Source organism: Paenibacillus sp. S-38 (genome assembly GCF_049942825.1).
Lineage (GTDB): Bacteria > Bacillota > Bacilli > Paenibacillales > NBRC-103111 > Paenibacillus_G.
Window position 1 is genome coordinate 335210 of record NZ_CP187970.1, and the last position, 18488, is coordinate 353697.

The 18488-nt window shown below is 61.4% G+C and carries 15 protein-coding genes; 12 read left to right on the plus strand and 3 right to left on the minus strand.

Annotated features, from left to right (window positions below; translation table 11 throughout):
* Positions 1-203: 203 nt before the first annotated feature.
* Together ACP26L_RS01750 and ACP26L_RS01755 are read left to right on the plus strand one after the other, a co-directional pair.
* Positions 204-1325, plus strand: coding sequence for a GIY-YIG nuclease family protein (locus ACP26L_RS01750; RefSeq protein WP_426450746.1), 1122 nt, complete (start codon positions 204-206; stop codon positions 1323-1325).
* Positions 1326-1988: 663 nt separating this feature from the next.
* On the plus strand, positions 1989-2597 hold the full coding sequence (locus tag ACP26L_RS01755) for a fumarylacetoacetate hydrolase family protein (RefSeq protein WP_426450747.1): 609 nt from the start codon (positions 1989-1991) through the stop codon (positions 2595-2597).
* A 56-nt stretch (positions 2598-2653) separates the two neighbouring features.
* Here the strand turns inward: ACP26L_RS01755 and uvsE are convergent, their stop codons facing one another.
* A complete protein-coding gene (gene uvsE, locus ACP26L_RS01760; RefSeq protein WP_426450748.1) occupies positions 2654-3601 on the minus strand; it encodes a UV DNA damage repair endonuclease UvsE in 948 nt (315 codons plus the stop codon).
* A gap of 298 nt (positions 3602-3899) precedes the next feature.
* On the opposite strand from uvsE, the gene ACP26L_RS01765 reads away from it, so the two are divergent.
* Positions 3900-4484, plus strand: a complete 585-nt coding sequence (locus ACP26L_RS01765; RefSeq protein WP_426450749.1) for a sigma factor-like helix-turn-helix DNA-binding protein — start codon at positions 3900-3902, stop codon at positions 4482-4484.
* Between the two features lie 1135 nt (positions 4485-5619).
* Entirely contained in the window at positions 5620-6084 is a 465-nt protein-coding gene (locus ACP26L_RS01770; RefSeq protein WP_426450750.1) for a YkvA family protein, read from the plus strand.
* Positions 6085-6188: 104 nt separating this feature from the next.
* On the opposite strand, the gene ACP26L_RS01775 is transcribed toward ACP26L_RS01770, so the two are convergent.
* Both ACP26L_RS01775 and ACP26L_RS01780 read right to left on the minus strand, forming a co-directional pair.
* Positions 6189-6395 carry a cold-shock protein gene (locus ACP26L_RS01775; RefSeq protein ID WP_426450751.1) on the minus strand — a complete coding sequence of 69 codons (207 nt, stop codon included), beginning with the start codon at positions 6393-6395 and terminating at the stop codon, positions 6189-6191.
* An 89-nt stretch (positions 6396-6484) separates the two neighbouring features.
* Positions 6485-6685, minus strand: coding sequence for a cold-shock protein (locus tag ACP26L_RS01780; protein ID WP_113031997.1), 201 nt, complete (start codon positions 6683-6685; stop codon positions 6485-6487).
* A gap of 237 nt (positions 6686-6922) precedes the next feature.
* On the opposite strand from ACP26L_RS01780, the gene ACP26L_RS01785 reads away from it, so the two are divergent.
* The 8 genes from ACP26L_RS01785 to ACP26L_RS01820 all read left to right on the plus strand — a co-directional run bounded on the left by ACP26L_RS01785 (position 6923) and on the right by ACP26L_RS01820 (position 18269).
* On the plus strand, positions 6923-7834 hold the full coding sequence (locus ACP26L_RS01785; RefSeq protein WP_426450752.1) for an acyl-ACP desaturase: 912 nt from the start codon (positions 6923-6925) through the stop codon (positions 7832-7834).
* 122 nt (positions 7835-7956) lie between these two features.
* Positions 7957-8802, plus strand: coding sequence for a GNAT family N-acetyltransferase (locus tag ACP26L_RS01790; protein ID WP_426450753.1), 846 nt, complete (start codon positions 7957-7959; stop codon positions 8800-8802).
* 82 nt (positions 8803-8884) lie between these two features.
* Positions 8885-9652: a hypothetical protein gene (locus ACP26L_RS01795; protein ID WP_426450754.1), complete on the plus strand. Its 768-nt coding sequence runs from the start codon at positions 8885-8887 to the stop codon at positions 9650-9652.
* A gap of 11 nt (positions 9653-9663) precedes the next feature.
* On the plus strand, positions 9664-10182 hold the full coding sequence (locus tag ACP26L_RS01800; protein ID WP_426450755.1) for a hypothetical protein: 519 nt from the start codon (positions 9664-9666) through the stop codon (positions 10180-10182).
* 41 nt (positions 10183-10223) lie between these two features.
* Complete coding sequence (locus ACP26L_RS01805; RefSeq protein ID WP_426450757.1) at positions 10224-10397, plus strand: hypothetical protein; 174 nt, start codon at positions 10224-10226, stop codon at positions 10395-10397.
* 322 nt (positions 10398-10719) lie between these two features.
* Positions 10720-12612, plus strand: coding sequence for a cache domain-containing sensor histidine kinase (locus ACP26L_RS01810; protein ID WP_426450758.1), 1893 nt, complete (start codon positions 10720-10722; stop codon positions 12610-12612).
* A complete protein-coding gene (locus tag ACP26L_RS01815; RefSeq protein ID WP_426450759.1) occupies positions 12609-14144 on the plus strand; it encodes a response regulator transcription factor in 1536 nt (511 codons plus the stop codon). Before ACP26L_RS01810 ends, ACP26L_RS01815 begins: the two co-directional genes overlap by 4 nt.
* 363 nt (positions 14145-14507) lie before the next feature.
* The gene (locus tag ACP26L_RS01820; protein WP_426450760.1) at positions 14508-18269 is read left to right on the plus strand and encodes a sugar-binding protein; all 3762 of its coding nucleotides are present in this window, start codon (positions 14508-14510) and stop codon (positions 18267-18269) included.
* Positions 18270-18488: the final 219 nt, after the last annotated feature.

Below are 18488 nucleotides of genomic sequence, written 5' to 3' on the forward strand. Positions count from 1 at the left end.
GGCTTTAGCTTACTCCAATATCGACTCCCCCGCAAGTAAGGAGAGGGAAGGGAAGCGGATATCCGCGAAAGGCCAAGCGAATTTCCTGGAATAAATTCGGAGGCCGTTGTACAATAAAGGGACACGAACCTGCGTTCGCCGCCAGTCGCCGTCCATCATCCCAAGCTTAGTCTACACCCGAGAAGGAACAGGGGGATCCTACGATGCCGTTCGTCTTCCAGGCCGCTGTCTATCCCGAACGTCCCGGCTGTTACATCATGAAGAATGAATCGGGACGCATACTGTATGTCGGCAAGTCCAAGAATCTCAGGAGCCGCCTGCGCTCTTACTTCCAAACTAACCATAAGCGCAAGCGTCTGCGTCAGCTCGTCGAGGAGATCGCTTCGATCGAAGTCATGCTCGTCAACAATGAGGCGGAGAGCCTGCTGCTCGAGAATAATCTCATCAAGATTCACAAGCCGCCGTTCAACCGCGCGCTGAAGAAGGACAACTCCGGTTACGCCTACCTTCACATGACGGCAGAGCGGCTGCCTCGGCTGGACGTATACTACCGGGACCGCCGTCCGGCGGCCGTCCGGGCGGCATCAGCTGCAGCCGGGGAGAAGAAAGGAGAGGCGCCGCCGGATAAGGAGCAGCGGTTCGGTCCGTACCGGAGCTCACGCTTCCGCAACGCGGTCATGGAGTTCGTCGCAGACCATTACCGTCTGCGCACCTGTACCACGATGCCCAAACGCGTCTGCCTGCTCTACCATATCGGCCGCTGCAGCGGCGTCTGTGAAGGCAAGATCTCCGAGCAGGCATACCGGGAGACGGCCCGCCAGGCCGCCGAGCTGCTCCTGCGCCATGGAGACGACCTGATCGCCGCCATGTACGGCAAGATGGAATATTACGCGGAGCGGCTGCAGTTCGAAGAAGCCGCATCGATGCTGCGGCATATCCGGGTGCTTGAGCAGATGCCCGCGAAGCAGATTGTCGACCGTGAAGCCTTGGTCGACCAGGATGTGCTCTACTTTGGCGAGGAGCGTGTGCTCGTCGCCAAAGTGCAGGAGGGCATGCTGCGGGACTTCGACCTGCTCGCACTCGACACGGGTCTAGGCGATGCCGCCTGCGACCGGTTCCTCGTCTCCCGCTATTCGGCGGAGAGGCCGCACGAGCTCATCGTCAACCGGATCGCTGACCCCCGGATGGTGCGCTCCCTGCTTCACCGGGGAGGGGGGCCGCCGGTCAAGATTACGCAGCCGAAGCGGGGGCTGAAGTACGAGCTGCTCCAGCTGTGCCGGGAGAATTACGAATACCGCCTGCAGCGGGAGCTGCAGGGATGTTAGTACGAGTGCCGCCAAAGCATAAGCATCCTAAACCGCACGAACGAATGACCTGAAGAGGTCCCGGTTGAAAGAGCTGGGACAGGCAGGTATGCCCTTAAGGCTTCAGGTGACCCGCTATAAGACATGCAGTCTTCCATGGAGCGCTTCATCTAATGAATGGATTCGTATCTGCCTACAGCCCTTATATCAGCATGATTCCGGCCGGCCCCTAGGAGGGGCCGGTTTTTTAGTAGTTAAGGAAATATAAGACACACATGTGCTTGGATCTATCTGGACCAACGCGCACGGTCCATAAAGGACGGCGAAGCCGCTTAACCTTGGAATAATAGAATGTACAAAGCTGCAGGGTGAAGCTTATTTCCCACCTTAATTTTGGTTTTGATAAAGAAAAAGAGACATGATGAGGTTAGAGAGGGAATGGGTGTGGGGGGTTAGACACGGCTAGACACGGCTTCAGGAACGGTTGGAGCTCCGATCCCATTCCTCCCCGTGCACCAATAGAATCACTTACCAATAGAACGGACAGACACGCAGAGATCTTAAACGATGCCGGGCAGGGGTTATTTCTAAGCTTGATGGAGCGGCTCGGGCTTGTCTGCCAGGCACACCTGGACATACAATAGAGCCAGCAGTCCATCCTAATGCTAAGAGGTGCGAACTCAAGTGATCTACGGACGTGACGTAACGAGAAAAGTAATCTGCATCGGCCCGAACTTCAGGGCATTCCGCGAAGAGAAGGGAATTACGAACGAGGAAGAGCTGTCCCTGTCGCTGAAGTCGCCCGAGAGCCTCACCTTCGGCGACACCGTTCATGTATCCCGGGAAATGGGGGCGTTCATCTGTGAAGTCGAGATGGCGGTCATCATCGGCCGGGATGCGAAGAATGTCAGCGAATCGGAGGCCGCCTCGGTCATCGCCGGCTATGCCCTCGCGAACGACATGACGGCGGCCGATCACTTCGTCGACGGGCGCCTCAAGATGTACGATGAGATGACGCCGATCGGACCGCTGGTGGAGCTGCGCGATCCTTCGGACGTAGAGCTTGAGCTGTGGGTGAACGGGCAGCGGATCCAACAGGGGCATACATCGGAGATGCTTTTTGCGCCTCTCTGGCAGGTCGCTCATCTCTCCCGGATCATGACGCTCCGCAGGGGCGACGTCATCTTGTCCGGTACGCCGGCAAACCCGCAGGTCTGTCAGGCTGGGGATCTGATCGAGCTTCGCAGTCGGCAGCTCGGCACTCTGCGTCATACCGTTGTGGTGGAGCCTTGATACGTCAAGGCTTTTTTGCTGCTCTGTAATTGACCTGAGGATAAATAGAAGGTTTCCTACCACTTCAGCATGCCGCCGTCCGTCCGCTTCAGGCCTCGGATTTTGGCCAGATCCTCAGCGAGACGAAGAGCGGCCAAATCCTTCATTTTGGCCTCGACCATTACGTCGATCCGCTCCATTCTCGCTTCCCGGCAGCCGCGGAGAAAAACGGTCAGCGGCTCCGGGTCAATATAGTCGGCATGGGAGCGAAAGTCTTTGTCGTCCTTCGGGGATGAGACATGAATCTTCATGGGCCGTTCACCCCACGTGGCCCGGATTTTCCCCAGAACCTCAAGCGGTTCGGTGCCGGAGGGGTTGCACCAATCGTGGTGGAGATCAAGCATCATGGGACGCCCCAGCCGCTCGCAGACCTCTAACGTTTCCAGGAGGGTATACGTTTTGTCATCATTCTCGAAGGTCATCCGTGCAGCCACTGACGCAGGCACCTCGGGGAACTTCTCGTACAGCCGCTGCATCGCGGAAGCCTTGTCTCCGTAGACGCCTCCCACGTGAATGTTAATGACGGCGGACTCATCCAGGCCCATGCCGTTCAGAATGGCCGCATGGTATTCCAGATCGCGTATTGCGGCTTCCACGACGGAATCTTTGCCGTTCAACAGGGTGAACTGGTTCGGGTGCATCGATAGACGGATGTCGTGGCGGCGGGCGAATGCGCCGAGTTCCGCCAGCTCCGATTGGTACACTTCTCCGGCAGGGATCATGACATCCGGATGGGTGGCCAGCGGAATCAGTGAGGAAGAGAGCCGGAAGAGGCGGATGCCTTGCGCCGCATTATAATACAGAATCCGGCGCGTTGCCTCCAGGTTCTTGCGGCCAACCTCGATCGCCCGCTGCATGGCCTCTTCCCGGGGCCGCTGGGAGAATAATTTGTAAGTAAAGGTAGAACTGGGGGTGTTGTTAAAAATGGCAAGCGCCATTGAGACGTAGCCGATTCGGATCTCCATGGGGTGCTCCTTCCGCTGCTGCGCTGCAGGTCATATGGTAGTAATTTAACCCAATTGAGCCATCATCACCCGCACACTGATTAGGCCGGGGCTGGCCGGGGGTATAAAAGTCACAGCTGGAGCGGCGCAGAAAGGAAGGGAGGGGATGGAAAGGAAGCGAAGGGGAGGGGAGGAAGCTGTGGAAAGCGGGGGAAAGCCGCAAGGACAACCGAGCCCCGGCCCCGGTCGAACCGTTGCAGGAAGAAAAGGGCCAAGTCCGAGAGGTCTTGGAAGGCCGTGGGAAAGGGAGGGAAGGAGCTTGGATAACCGGATTCAGGGTGAATCACCGCAGGAAGATTACCGGCTGCCGGACGGATTCGCGGTACTCGCCGAGAGATGTGCCAACACAGCATTGAGCGCGGCAGTGAACGTGACGGGAGACTGGCCGGCCGCAAGGCGAACCGTACGGATCGTGCTCGCAGAAGGGGCCCGAAAGAAAACGGAGCTTCCCCCTCCGCACGACTTCGGCCGCTGGCTGTATCTCCAGGCCCGGCGGGAGGCACTGAGGGAGCGCCGCAGGGAAGCCCTGCCGGGCTGGTCCCAGACCCTTGCGGAAGCGGCGGAGGTCTTCCTGCCTGGCGGAGCGCAGGCGTATGGAGCACTCGGCCGCGTACAGGAGCAGGACCGCGGTCTGTTCTTGCTGCGCGAGCTGGGAGGCCTAGGGGAGGCTGAGATTGCCCGGACCGTGAACCTGACGCTGAACGCGGTACGCGTGCGTTTGCGGCGGACTGAGCGCCGCTGGGAGAGCGCCTCGCTTACCGCGGTATGCCGAAGCCTGGCGGCCCATCGTCTGCCGCGGGGCTGGGCGTCCGCCATAGTGGATCCGCCGGGCGGCCGCCTGTGAATGGGCCTTGGGCCCGCCCCGCGCTGAGTCCGCTAGAGCAGCCCGGCGCCGTGCTGCTGTTCGCAAGCGACTCTGCGCGTTCGCGCCCCCCCACCTGCGCTTAATTCGCTTGAGCAGCCCCGCGCCGTGCTGCCAGCTCGCGAGTGCCCCTGCGCGTTCGCGCCCCCGTCGGCGCTGAGTCCGCTAGAGCAGCCAGCGCCCGTGCTGCCTGCCCACGAACGCCCTTCGGGTGGCGCCCCATCCCGCGCTGAGTCCGCTTGAGCGTCCCAGAGCCATGCTGCCTGCCCGCCGAAGGCTCCAGCGCGTCGCCCCCGTCCGCGCAGAATCCGCTAGAGCAGCCCGGCACCGTGCTGCCAGCTCGCGAGCGATCCTGCGCGTTCGCGCCCCCGTCGGCGCTGAGTCCGCTAGAGCGGCCAGCGCCCGTGCTGCCTGCCCACGAACGCCCTTCGGGTGGCGCCCCATCCCGCGCTGAGTCCGCTTGAGTGTCCCAGAGCCATGCTGCCTGCCCGCCGAAGGCTCCAGCGCGTCGCCCCCGCCCGCGCAGAGTCGCTTGCGAGCAGCCAGCGCCGTGCTGCCTGCTCGCAAGCGACTCTGCTCGTTCGTGCCCCTCACCCACGCTGAGTCCGCTAGAGCGGCCTGCACCCGTGCACCCTGCCCGCGAGGGCCCCTCCGCGCCGCGCCTCCTGCCCGAGCTGAGTCCGCTGTAGCGTCCCCGCGCCGTGCCTCCTGCCCGCGAGGGCCCCTGCGCGACGCGCCTCCTGCCCGAGCTGAGTCCGCTGTAGCGTCCCCGCGCCGTGCCTCCTGCCCGCGAGGACCCCTGCGCGTCGCGCCCCCGTCCCGCGCTGAGTCCGCTGTAGCGCCCCCGCGCCGTGCTGGCTGCCCGCCCCGCGCACAGCCCCGCTCTCGCTCAGTACAGCGCGGCCACGGGCCATCAACGCTGAAGCCGGCGGGCCGCTATTCCTGCAGCAGGCTAGCCGTACACACCGCCTGCTCCTGTCGGGCCGGCACACGTACGCTTTTTACTCGGCCTCCCCCTACATTAACGGACTTCCAACGCCAACCCCTGTCCCCGGTTCGATTGGGCCAAGGTGGTGTAATAAAGGGTACGAAGCTGTAGACCAGGGAGGGGATAAGGATGGAAGCCAATACGAAACCGGGCTTGAGTCCGGAGCAGGAGAAAGCGATCGGAGAGAATATGACGAAGTATGAGAAGCATTACTCGGAGGAGGGCTTCTGGACCAAGATCCGCAAGTATGCCAAGCAGGCCGGAGAGGTTGTGGTGCATGCCGGGCTGCTGCTTTACTATGCGCTAAAGAGTCCGAAGACGCCGACCCGCTCCAAAATGCAGATCTACGGGGCGCTCGGCTACCTAATCCTGCCGGTCGATCTCATACCCGACTTCATCCTCGGCATGGGTTTTCTCGATGACTGGGGGGCTCTTGCTCTGGCGGTCAAGTCGGTCAGCGAGGCGATCGATGACGATGTGAAGCGCCAGGCGAAGGAGAAGGTCGACGACCTGTTCGGCGGTGTGGAGGATGAAGGCGGCCAATCGAAGAGCACCGTGCTAAGCGGCGGGGCCCAAGAAGTACGGCAGCCTTAGAGCAAGGCGCAGATCCGGGAGAAGAACAGTCGAGATGCCAAAAAGAGCACGGGCCTCGGAGCCGGTGCTCTTTTGTCATACGGAGAACATCTCCGCTTTATGTGTTATTTTTTGGCGTTCGTAAAATGATTAACCAGGACGGGGAGCATCTTCGTATTCTGAACCATGACCGAACTGCACAGGGGACAATACGGCTGTTCTTCGAAAGCGAAGTTGTCACGCATCCAGCTGTTGCATCCATCTTTGCTGCAGGTCCAGACGGGCGTTTCTTCTTGTGGGGCCGGTTCCATGGTTCGTTTGGAAAAATACATGTAATGTCCCTCCGTGGTATCGTGTATTCGACTCAAGTTCAATCGAAAAGAACTGCCCGGACGGACAGTTCTTTATGGAAGCGGGCGAATTACAGCTTGACTACATTTTCGGCTTGCGGTCCGCGGTTGCCTTGAACCACATCGAATTGTACGCGCTGGCCTTCGTCCAGGGATTTAAAGCCTTCGCCTTGGATGGCGCTGAAGTGGACGAATACGTCTTTGCCGCCTTCCACTTCGATGAAGCCAAATCCTTTTTCAGCATTAAACCATTTCACTGTACCTGTTTCCATAGCTCTTACAACCTCCACCGTTTTCCTAAATGTACGTATACAGCCTGAAACCAAAAAAATCCACATGACATAACGGGCAAACATGTATGTGATGTCATTACCCATTACTCTATGTAGATTCTCGGCTTCTTATACACGATACTTTATTATACCAGATCCTGATTCTGGAAACAATAAGGTACAGTTTGACTATACAGCGTATTCCCTGTAAAGTTTGATGGATGAGGAGGCGTCAAAATGCCAGCGCACAACTACAAATTGAACGAGATTGACCTCCGGTTGGAGCCTTACCTGACCGAATTATATAGATTGCACCGCACCCGGGCGGCAGCCATCGATTGGAGCTATCACGAATTCATTCCCTGGGAGCTCGGGCGCAGCTTCAAAGAGCATCCCTGGTCGATCGATCAGCGGACGCTGCCGGACCCGATCTACCTCGCCGTCGAAACGTCCTTGTTAACAGAAGTCAACCTGCCCTTTTTCTATCATCACTTAGCGGTTACGTTCAAAGGCTCGCTGCAAGTGCTTCAGGATTTCGTACATACCTGGGTGTCCGAGGAAGACCAGCACTCTTCGCTGCTCGAGACCTACCTGATCATCACCCGCAACGCCGATCCGGCGGCTCTGCATCAGCTGCGCAAAACCGTTGTGGAAGGCGGCTTCGTGCCGGACTTCGATACCGCGATGGAAACGATGGTCTATACGGCCGTCCAGGAGCTTGCCACGATGGTGTTCTACAACAATGTCGCCAAGTCGGCCGGTCCGTACGACAAGAACCTGGCCTCGCTGCTGCGCCGTCTCGCGAAGGACGAGTCTCTCCACTTTGCATTCTACCGTGATGTGGTCAAGGGGTATCTGGGGCAGGACCACAACTTCGTGTACTATATTCACAAGGCGATGACGAGCTTTGCCATGCCGGGACGGGACATGCCGATGTTCAAGGAGCGGATGGACGTGATCGCGCAGGAGGCCGGCTACGGCCCGGTATCCTATTTCAATCAAGTATTCGACCACCTCATCCAGGTATGGGGGATCGAGGATGTGAAGCCGAGCCGTACCGAAGCGGAGAATGCCCGTCTGGATCTGCTCGAATACCACGGCAAGCTGAAGCGGATCAGTGCCCGTCTGGCCGCCAGAGGGGTCAAGTAGTCCGCAGCCGTCAGCATGTGAACCGTTACGACCCCTCTGTATCCGTCTCTCTCGGGCGGCTGCAGGGGGTTTTTGCGTTATTCCAGTAAGTAAGGAAATATGCCGTCGGGGAGGAAAAGAAAATGAGCGAGATCCGGTACTATGAGGAATGGGCGATGAATGCCTGGCCTTGTCTGCGGACCCTGGCCGTGGACGGCTGGCTGCTGCGCTGGGCGGAGGGATATACGAAGCGGGCCAACTCGGTCCAGCCGTTATATCCGGCACACCGTCCCCTCGGGGAGAAAATCCGGGAGGCGGAGGCCTTCTACCGCCGGCTGGAACTGCCGGTCATCTTCAAAATGACGGCGGCCTCCGAACCGTCGGGGCTGGATGAGGAGCTGGAGCGGCGGGGGTATGCGCTGGTGGAACCGGTGAGCATCCAGACGCTCCGGCTCGGGGAGACGGACCTGCCGCAGCCGGGGCATTCGGAGATGGAGCTGTCGCCGGTCCTGACCGAAGCCTGGCTGTCCTCCTTCCTGGCGATGAACCCAAGCCACGCGCCGCATAAGGAGACCATCCGCCATTTGTTCACAGGGATGCTCGCGGAGGGCTGCTTCGCCGCCCTGAAGGTGAACGGCGAGACCGTGGCCTGCGGCCTATCCGTACTTCATGGCGGGGTGGCCGGGCTGTTCGACATCGTGACGGGGCCGGCCTACCGCCGCCGGGGATACGGGGAGTCGCTGATCCTGCATCTGCTGCACTGGGGCAGGGAACGGGGAGCCCACGCGTCCTTCCTGCAGGTGCTCGCGGAGAACGAGCCGGCGGTAAGGCTCTATGCCAAGCTGGGATTCACCGAGCAGTTCCGGCAGTGGTACCGGGTGAAGCAGGCGCAGCCTGACCGGAAAACAGGGGATGTTCCGAGCGGCTACGGCACTTCGGCTTGGGACGGGTTTGATCCAAGAAAGCCGCTTGCGGGCGAAGGCGAATAAGAAGAAGGATCAGTCTGTCATACTATGGAAGCGGGGGCTGCGGCTGGTACAGGTCCCACTTGCAGCCAAAGGATGATCTATGTTGAACAACAACCGTCGACCCCGCAGGCCCTTGGCCCTGCTCAGTACTTCCGGTGTCACCCATCTTCAGCGGCAGAATCCATTTGTCGTGGTCTGGTGGTCTGCGGCTTTTCCGGGGTTCGGCCACCTGCTCCTGAACCAGTATATCCGGGGTGTGCTGCTGACGCTCTCGGAGGTTATTACGAATACGCTGGCTCATATTAACGAGGCTATCATCTATTCCTTCAGCGGCCGGATTCCTCTGGCGAAGGAGGTGCTCGACCCTGTCTGGCTGTACGGCTACTGCATGATCTATCTCTATGCCATGTGGGACAGCTACCGCTCGACGCTGGAGATCAACCGGCAGTGCGAGCTGGCGGAGATGGAGGATGCCCGTCTGCAGGCTCTGGTTATGCGGCCGGGGAGCATTCAGTATCTCGAGCGCAAAAGCCCGAGAGCGGCAGCGGCAGCATCACTCTGCTTTCCGGGGCTAGGCCAGCTGTATAACCACCGGTTCGGCCTGGCCTTCTACGCCATCCTCTGGTGGTGGGTGTACTTGGGCTTCTCGCATCTTCACGCCGCTGGGCTTGCGCTGCTGCTCGGTCATGCGAAGGAGTCAACTGCGATGCTGACCCCCCACTGGCTCCTGTTCATGCCGTCGGTCCTCGGGGGATCGATCTATCATGCCTATGTAACCGCGGTCGAGCACAATCGCCTGTTCCGGGTGGAGCAGCGTCAATATCTGAGGGAGCGCTATTCTGCAGCGGGATATCGGCTGCTGAAACGGTAAGGGGGGCTGGAATGCTGGTCATAGGCACATTCGAACACCGGGTTGAACTGGAGCAGGCGCTCTCCCTGCTCGAGCAGGCGGGCATTCCGCAGCCCTGCATTCTGGCTGTTCCGATGTCCATTACCCCGGAGGGTCCGTTCAAGTTTGCAGGGGAGCAGTCGGACTTGTCGGCCAAAGCCTTCGAAGTCGGCATGGCTGCCGCCACGGCGGCCAGTGTTCTGGGCATAAGCGCCGGCTTCGTGCTGGACTGGGGGCCGATCATCTGGGGGATTCTCAGCTCGGTCGGCGGGTTTATTCTCGGGCAGACCGTCTACCGTAAGATTGCCTCGGCCTCCGGCAAACTTACCCCGCTGCGGGCTCCCCGGCTGCCGGAGGTCACGGTGATCGTCCGATGCAGCCGGCAGCAGTGCTCTCAGGTATCGGAACTGATGTGGAAGCACCATGCGCTCACGGTAGGAGAGGCGGATGATGAAGAGAACCCGGGGGAGCAGGATACCGGAGAGCATAAACCGGCGGTTTCGGGAGCATAGTAGGAGGGTTGTGAAATAATGGAACAGAGGAGGCATCCCCTATGGCAACCAGCCGCAATCATCAAGGCGCACACGGTATCGGCCAAACGGAAGAGCAGCTGAACGACCAGGCTCAGGCCGCAGCCCAGATTCAGGGCGAAAGCGAAACGGACCGGGAAGTGCTGGCGGCGGCGAACCGCCAAGATTCAGAGCTCGATGAGATTATCGAATCATAGGAGGCACCGGCCCGGTAGGGCGGAGCTCCGAGAAGAAGCCATGGACTACGGTCTGTGGCTTCTTTTTTTATTTGGCTGTGCCGAGAGGGGGGGCTTATCTGTTCGTAATGGAGAAGCTTCAGGGCAGAGGAGGATTTAATGCACATCTCTGGAATAAGATTGAAGTGAACCGGTAAGACGGGATGAGGAAAAAGGCGCAGCTGCCGGAAGGGATTGACAGCTTACGTGCTTACGTACGGGGAGCTGTCCTTAGGGCAGGCTCCTTCGTGGGAAAGGCATTAGCGGAGCTCCAAAGGATAGATTCGGGAGCGAGGAGGGACGGATGAAGCTAAGTTTCCAGCTCAAGATGATTGCAGGACTGTCGGTCATTATTCTCCTTTCATGCGGCCTCTCGGGCTATCTCTCCTATATCACCCAGCTGCGGCTATTCGAAGAAGAGGTCGGGAAGCAGTATGAGAAGACGGTCGAAGGGGCTCTGGCCCACCTCGACCTGCGGATCGGGGAGATGTACCGGATCTCCAATTATATTGTGTTCAACAGCCTCATTGAGAAGGCGGTTACGGAGCTGATGCAGGGACCTGTCCAAGGCGACATCCGCGCTTATGAGACGCACAGCCGTCTGGAGGATCTGCTGCGCCAGGTGAAGCTCGATGCCCCGTTCATCGATTCCCTGTACATCTACGATCTGGAGGGGCGCAATTATTACTTCGGCCATATGAAGGAGACCCTCGGGAATCTCGATCCGGAGGTGTTCCAGCAGATCAAATCGAGGGCGGGCGAATCCAGCGGAGAGCTGGTATGGACACGGGTCCGGGTGCCGAGCTATGTGGAGCGGGCCGGTTACTCGGACGCGGTCATCGCCGCACGGTGGATGCAGAACAAGTCGCTCGGCACCTATGGGCTGCTCGTTATGGTGCTGGATGAATCGCTGCTCGGCAGTCCGCTGCAAGAGCTGTTCCGGGGCGATAGAGGGGGAATCTACCTGTACGATGCCCAGGACCGCCTGCTCTATCTGAAGGAGACCTCGGGTACGGAGCCGGCCCTGGCGGAGCTCGAGGGCGGCCAGCGGATCCGCAAGGAAGGGGGAGAGAGCTACCTCTATGCCGTACACTCCTCCGATACCTACAGCTGGACGCTGGTCTCCCGGGTGTCGCTTGCTTCCCTGCAGGATAAGAGCCGCGTGACGCTGCAGATGGCACTGGTGTCGGCGCTGGTCGCCATTCTGCTCGGCGGGATGCTGATCGTGCTGCTCAGCGGCCGGCTGACCCGGCCCCTGAAGGATCTGGTGAAGGCGATGAGGGCCATGCGCGAAGGTGACTTCAGCGTGCGCATCCAGCCGCGCACCCATGACGAGCTGGCCTTTATCGGCGAGGGCTTCAACACAATGGCGGCCAATGTCCGCTCGCTGATCGACGAAGTGTACCTGCGGCAGCTCAGCGAGCGGGAAGCGGAGCTGAAGGCGATCCAGGCGCAGCTCAATCCGCATTTTTTGTACAACACCTTGAATGGATTGTACTGGAAGCTGTATGTGAAGGATGAACGGGAGTCCGCCGAGCTGGTCTCGGCTCTCTCCGGTCTGCTGCGCTATTCCCTTGAGCGGGCGAATACGGATACGGAGCTGAGGGAGGAGTTGAGGCAGATCCGCAATTATGTCGAGATCCAGAAGGCGTTCGTCGAAAGCCGCTTCAAAGCAGTGGTGGAGGCGGAAGAGGCGGTGCAGGGCTGTGCCGTGCCGCGGCTGCTCCTGCAGCCTCTGGTCGAGAACGTGTTCGTGCACGCCTTCCTCAGCGGGCCTGACGAGCGGCGGCTGTCGGTCCGCGCTTATGCCGAAGGAACGGTGCTTATAGTGGATATTGCGGACAATGGGGCCGGCATGAGGGAGGAGCAGATCGCCCGCCTCCTCCGTCCGGTGTCGGAAGAGGAGGGCATCCGGCCCTCAATCGGTATCCGCAGCGTGCTGCGGCGCATCGACCTTCTATACGGAGCGCCTTACGGGCTCGGCATCGAGAGCCGCCCCGGGCAGGGGACGAGGGTACGGCTGAGACTGCCCCTGCGCTACCGGGGAGAGGAGCCGCCGGCGGCCGGCGACGGGGAACCCGGAGCCGATGAGCCCGGGGCTGCGGGAGGAGGCGCCGGGGACGCTGCCGGCCATCGGAAGAAGCTCCGCGGTGGTCAGGAGGCGGCAGCGGAGCGACAGGGGAGGGATGAAGCATGATCGGAAGACTGCTGATTGTCGATGACCAGGCGATCTTCCGGCAGGGCATCGCCAAGATGATCGGGGAGCATGAGCTCGGCTGGCAGGTAGCGGGGGAAGCGGAGAACGGCAGGGAGGCGGTCGAGCTGATCGCCTCCCTGCAGCCCCACCTCATTCTGACGGACATCCGCATGCCGCACATGGATGGGCTGGAGCTGGCCGGGCATGTGCATAAGCATCATCCGGAGACGGCGATCATTATTTTGACGGGATACGAGGATTTCAAATATGCCCAGGCGGCGCTGAAGTTCGGAGCGATCGATTTCCTGCTCAAGCCCTGCAACGAGCAGACCCTGATCGAGGTGCTGAGCCGGGCATACGACCACTTCCGCGAGCGGATGCTCCGCGTGCAGCGGCAGGCGGCCGACCGGCGCGCGCTCGAAGAGCATGTGGTGCGCTCGCTGCTGCTAGGGCTCCCATGCGACGACCGGCTGGCCCGGCGGGTTGGGGAGGCTTATGCGGAGAAGGAGCTGAGGCTGCTGCGGGTGGAGACCTATTTTCCGCCGGGCAAGGCGTACCGCCGAACAGACCTCGGACTGCTGCAGTTCGCCTTGTTCAACATGATCACCGAGCTGGCGGAGTGTCCTCCTTACCACGGGAGGCTCGTCTCGGTCCGCCATGACCGGTTCGCGCTGTTCACCGAGGCTGTGGAGGAAGGGGAGGCCCGGCGGCTGGAGGAGCGGATCGCGGAAGCGGCGGCGATGTATCTCGGCCTGGGCGTGACGCCGCAGCGGTGCGGTCTGGCAGGAGGCCCCGAACGCTGGAGCACCCTGTACCGGGGGGCGGAAGAGCTGCACCGACCGGCGGCCGCGGCCGAACCCCCGGCTCCTCGTCTGCCGGCCGCCAACGTGACGAGGATCCGGGAGATGCAGACAGAGCTGGAGACCCGGCTGGTGCTGGGGCAGATGGCCCAGGTGAAGGAGCAGATCGAGACGATGCTCGGCCGTCTGCCGTCCATGGAGCCGGAGGACGCGCGGATTGAGACCCTGTCGTTCGTGATGGCTCTCGGCCGGACAGTATCCCGGCTCTTCGGGGGCGAAGAAGCCCGCTTCGATGTCGCCGTTCCGATCGAATCGCTTCCGGCGCTGGCCGATACGGAGGCGATCGTGGGCTTTGCGAAGGAGCGGGCCCAGCGCTTCCTTGCCCAGTTCACGGCCTGGCAGGAGGACAAGAACAGGAATCTGGTGACAAAGACGATGGCCTATGTCGAGGAACACTATATGGAGTCGTGCTCGCTCGCCGAAGTGGCTGAGAAGCTGCATATGAGCGGGACTTATTTCTCCAAGGTGTTCAAGCGGGAGACTGGGGACACGTTCACGAACTATGTCACGAAGGTAAGGATGGAGAAGGCGAAGCTGCTCCTCAGCAACACGGATATGAAAATCTTCGAGGTGGCGGCCGCGGTCGGCTATGATGACCCGAATTATTTTACGAACGTCTTCCGTACCACCCAGAAGGTATCTCCCACCGAATTCCGGAAAAAACGCCGGTAAGATGCGGGTCGCCGCCCTGAGCGACTGGGAATACCGCTTGACTGCAAGGTTGGGCGGACCCGGCCGAACCCGTTCACGCCCGTCCCTGAGCATAGCATGATGAAGGAGCCGCACAAGGGTGCAGGCTCCTTTTTGCCATATACCGGCATCCCGGTTCCCCTGCAAGCAGCGGTATGCACCGGCTGTACAAACGCAGCAAATTACAGAATTATGGCTAGATATTCAAGGATTCGTGCGGGGGCGAGGCACTACACTAGGAGATGCCGAAGCCGGCACATCAGGGTGTGCGGCTTAATCCGCGTGGCGGGAGGGGAGCGGAGAGGGGGAAGGGCAACGGTAGGCCAGCCATAAGGAGGGATATCGATGAACGTTCGCAAGCTGCTGAGCGGGGGCTGTGCGGGTGTGCTGCTGTTCTCGGGGATAGGGGTTCCGATCACGGCGTATGCTGCTGCAGGGGGTTCGGGCGGGGCTTTAGCCCCACATTTGAAAACGGTTACATATTCAGGTGCCGGGGTTGTTGAACGAACGGCGGGCGAGGGAATTCGTTCCGGACAAGATCAGGTTGGAGAGCAGGTCCATCCGGGCGAAGACGGGCCGGAGGTATACCGCACTGCAGCGGACGGCGAAGCAGCGCAAGGAAATGCTTCGCCGTCCGGGGAAGCGGTTCCCCTTCTAGCTGCTGATCCGGGCGCCGCAGCCACGGCGGAAACCCAGGCGCTCGCCACCGCAGTGCAGGTGGACCGCTTCGGGCAGTGGATATCGGCCACCTTCCCGGAGAAGGTGACCAGTGAGAGCCAGCTGCAGGAGGATGCAGCGGCGGATGCGGCGTATTACGGAGCGCTGCAGGCGCCGGACTGGGACTCCTACGGCGGGCTGAAGGGCAGCCGGGAGCAGTACGGCTTGAATGCGACCGGCTTCTACAGCATCCAGGAGGCCGCCGGCCGGAAGATGATGGTGACGCCCGAGGGCAATCTGTTCTTCAGCCTGGGGGTCAACGGGATCGCCCCGACGGATACGTATACGGTAGTCACCGGGCGGGAGGGGATCTACGAGTGGATTCCGCCCTACGAGAGCGAGTACAAGTCGGCATTCCTAAGCACAAAGGATAACTTCTCGTACTATCTGGCCAACCGCATCCGCAAGACAGGCCAGCCTTACACCTCCAAAGGCCTGTATAACGAGGGCATCGAGCGCATACGCAAGTGGGGCTTCAATACGGCGGCCGGCTGGACCCCGGTCAATCTCTCAAGGGAACTCAGCGTCCCGCACGTGCCCTTCCTGCCGCTGAGTGACATGGCCTGGGCCAAGGTAAACGGGCTGAAATTCTTCGACATCTTCGTCGACGGAGCGGAGGCGAAGCTCGATGCGGCGCTGGGTCCGATGCTGACGGAGCAAAAGAACAATCCGTATATCATCGGGTACTTCTTCGGCAACGAGAGCTACTATCACAAGCTCGCTCCCGATCTGCCCAAGCTCAAGGGCAGCGAGGTGGCGGCCAAGCGCAGGCTCGTGCAGATGCTGCAGGAGAAGTACGGGACGATCGAGGCGTTCAACGCCGCCTGGAACGGCACCTATACCGGCTTCACGGCGCTCATCGACGCCCCGCTGTATATCGATTCGCAGCAGGCCCAGTACGATGTCGACGACTTCGTAAAGCTGTATCTCGACACGTTCTTCGGCACGGTGGCCCGGGTGTTCCGCAAGTACGACCCGAACCACCTGCTGATCGGCGACCGGTGGCTGACCCTGCCCGTGAACAACGTGAAGGTGCGGGGCTTCCTGGCGGAGGCGGCGGGCCGGCACCTGGACGTCATCTCGATCAACCACTATTCCAAAAATCTGGATACCGTTATGCTGAACCACATTCATCAAGCCTCGGGGGGCAAGCCCATTATGCTCACCGAGATCGGGTACGGGAGCAGCGAGCAGGGACTCGGAGCCCCGCCTCAGATGCTCGTCGCCAACCAGAACGAACGGATGCTGCGCTACCGCAACTATGTGGAAGGCGCCGCCTCGCTCGGCTATATCGTAGGCGTCCACTGGTTCGCCTACCTGGATCAGGCGGCCACCGGCCGGTGGGCCGAAGGCATTAACAGCAGCGCGGAACGGTATAACTTCGGGCTGCTGAATGTCGCCGACCGTCCTTATAAGCCCTTCCTCGAAGGGGTGATGGCGTCCAACAAGGACATCTATCCGGTGGCGCTCGGTCAGCGGCCCCCGTTCAAGCACGATTTCGGCGATACGCCGAGACAGCCGGGGTCGAACACGATGGAGATCGCTTATACGCCGGCACCGATCCCGATCGACGGCGAGGTGAACGGCTTCCCGGGGGACGCGGGGGCGTTCACGCTGGGACCCGGCCAGCTGGTGAACGGCACCGGCGGAGAGGGAATGCAGGGCGAGTACCGTTTTGCCTGGGATGAGAGCGCCCTGTATGTGACCGCGGTGATCAAGGACCCGACGCCGATGAAGAACAACAATCCGAACATCAATGTCTGGAAGGGCGACGGGGTGGAGCTGTTCGTGGGTCCCCAAGATCTGACCACGCCGGGCGATCCCCTGTTCCTCGACCGGCAGCTGATCGCAAGCGCGGGCCTGAACAACGGGCAGCCGTTCGGGTACTGGTTCTTCACGAACCGCCAGAAGCCGGTGGAGATGGCGGTGAAGCTCCTGCCGGACGGCAGCGGGTATGTGCTCGAAGCGGCGCTGACCTGGGACAGCATCAATCTGCAAGGGCAGCCGGATACACGCTTCCTGTTCGACTTCGGCTTCGATGACAGCGAAGACGGCAATACCCGCAAGCGCCAGTGGGCGTGGAACGGCACCTCGGCCAACAGCACGAACCGCGGGCACTGGGGCCAGGCGACGCTCGTCAAGCGGGCGGCGCCGGTCATCCGGGTCACGGGCGTCGAGGAAGGCGGCGAGTATACGGATGAAACGCTGCCGGTTGTTGAGGTGGAGGATGCGGCAGGCGTGCGGAGCCAGTCGGTGACGCTGGACGGCGCTCCGTGGACCGAAGGCACGCCGGTGACGGAGCCGGGCAGCCACGAGCTGACCGTCGAAGCCGTGAACACGGCAGGCATTACGGCGAAGAAGACGGTGGCGTTCGCCGTCTACGGCTCCACGGTGCTGGAGCTGTCCCCGGCCTCCGGGCAGTACAGCGATGAGGTGCAGCTGGAAGCGAAGCTCAGCGGAGCTGCGGGCAGCCCCGTGCCGGGGGCGGAGCTCAGCTTCGAGGTGAACGGCACGGCGGCGGGCACCGCCGTCACGGACGCTCAGGGCCGGGTGGTGCTTCCTTACCGCATCGGTACCGGACCGGCGAACGGACAGCTGGCCGTGAAGTCGGCCTATGCGCCGGCGGCCGGCTTGTATCTCCGGGCGTCCGCCTCCGAGGGCGCGCTGACGGTCCGGCCGGAGGACGCAGCCGTGAAGTACACCGGCGAGACCTACGTGAAGGAACGCCGGCCGGTCTCGCTGTCCGCCCAAGTGGTGCAGGCGGACGACGGCAGCGCGGGGGCGCTCTCCGGTCTGCCGGTGCGCTTCACCGTGTCGGAGGTCCGTCCGGACGGCACGCTTCGCGAGCTCGCCGGCGTGACGGACAGCGTGTATGCTACCGGGGCGGACGGACGTGCCGAAGCGGGGGCGCAGCTGCCGCCCGGCCTGTACGAGGTGAAGGCGGAGCTGGCGGCCAATCCCTTCTACACCGCGCCTGCGCCGGTCCGCAGCACGGTGGCGGTGGCCGCGCCTGTGGCAGGCCGCAGCGTGACCGTGAACGGGCTTCTGCCCGGAGGCACCTTCCTCAGCAAGCGGACCGGGGCCCTCGTCTTGAGCGGGCTGGCCTCGTACGACAAGGCCGGCGGCATGGCCGGCACGCTGCGTGTGGCAGGGGAACCCGGCGGGGCAGAGCTGTACGTGAGAGCGTTCGACTGGCTCGTGATCTCCGGTGACCGGGCTTATGTCCAAGGCACGGCGGTATCGGGCGGGCAGACGTACACGGTGCGGCTGCTGCTGAAGGAGCTTACGACCGTATCACTCTATGTGTGGAAGGGGCGGGACACGTCAGCCGAGCCCGTTCACCGGCAGCTGAACGCCCCGCTGTCCGGGGCGGTTCTGACGCTGCCTTAACCCAAAGCAGGCCGGAGCCGGTACGCTCCGGCTGAGCGCTCAGGCCCCTCGCAGGGTCCGGCACGCCGGGCCCTGTGGTTTTTTTGGGGACGGACGAACGGTCATTCTTTTGCTCAAAATACTCAAGAATTATGGCTAAATATTCAAGGAAGCGCTTACCGCAAAGCGGTATGATAGGAGCTGTAGGAAACGACTGGGAGCCGCTTCACCGAAAAGCAA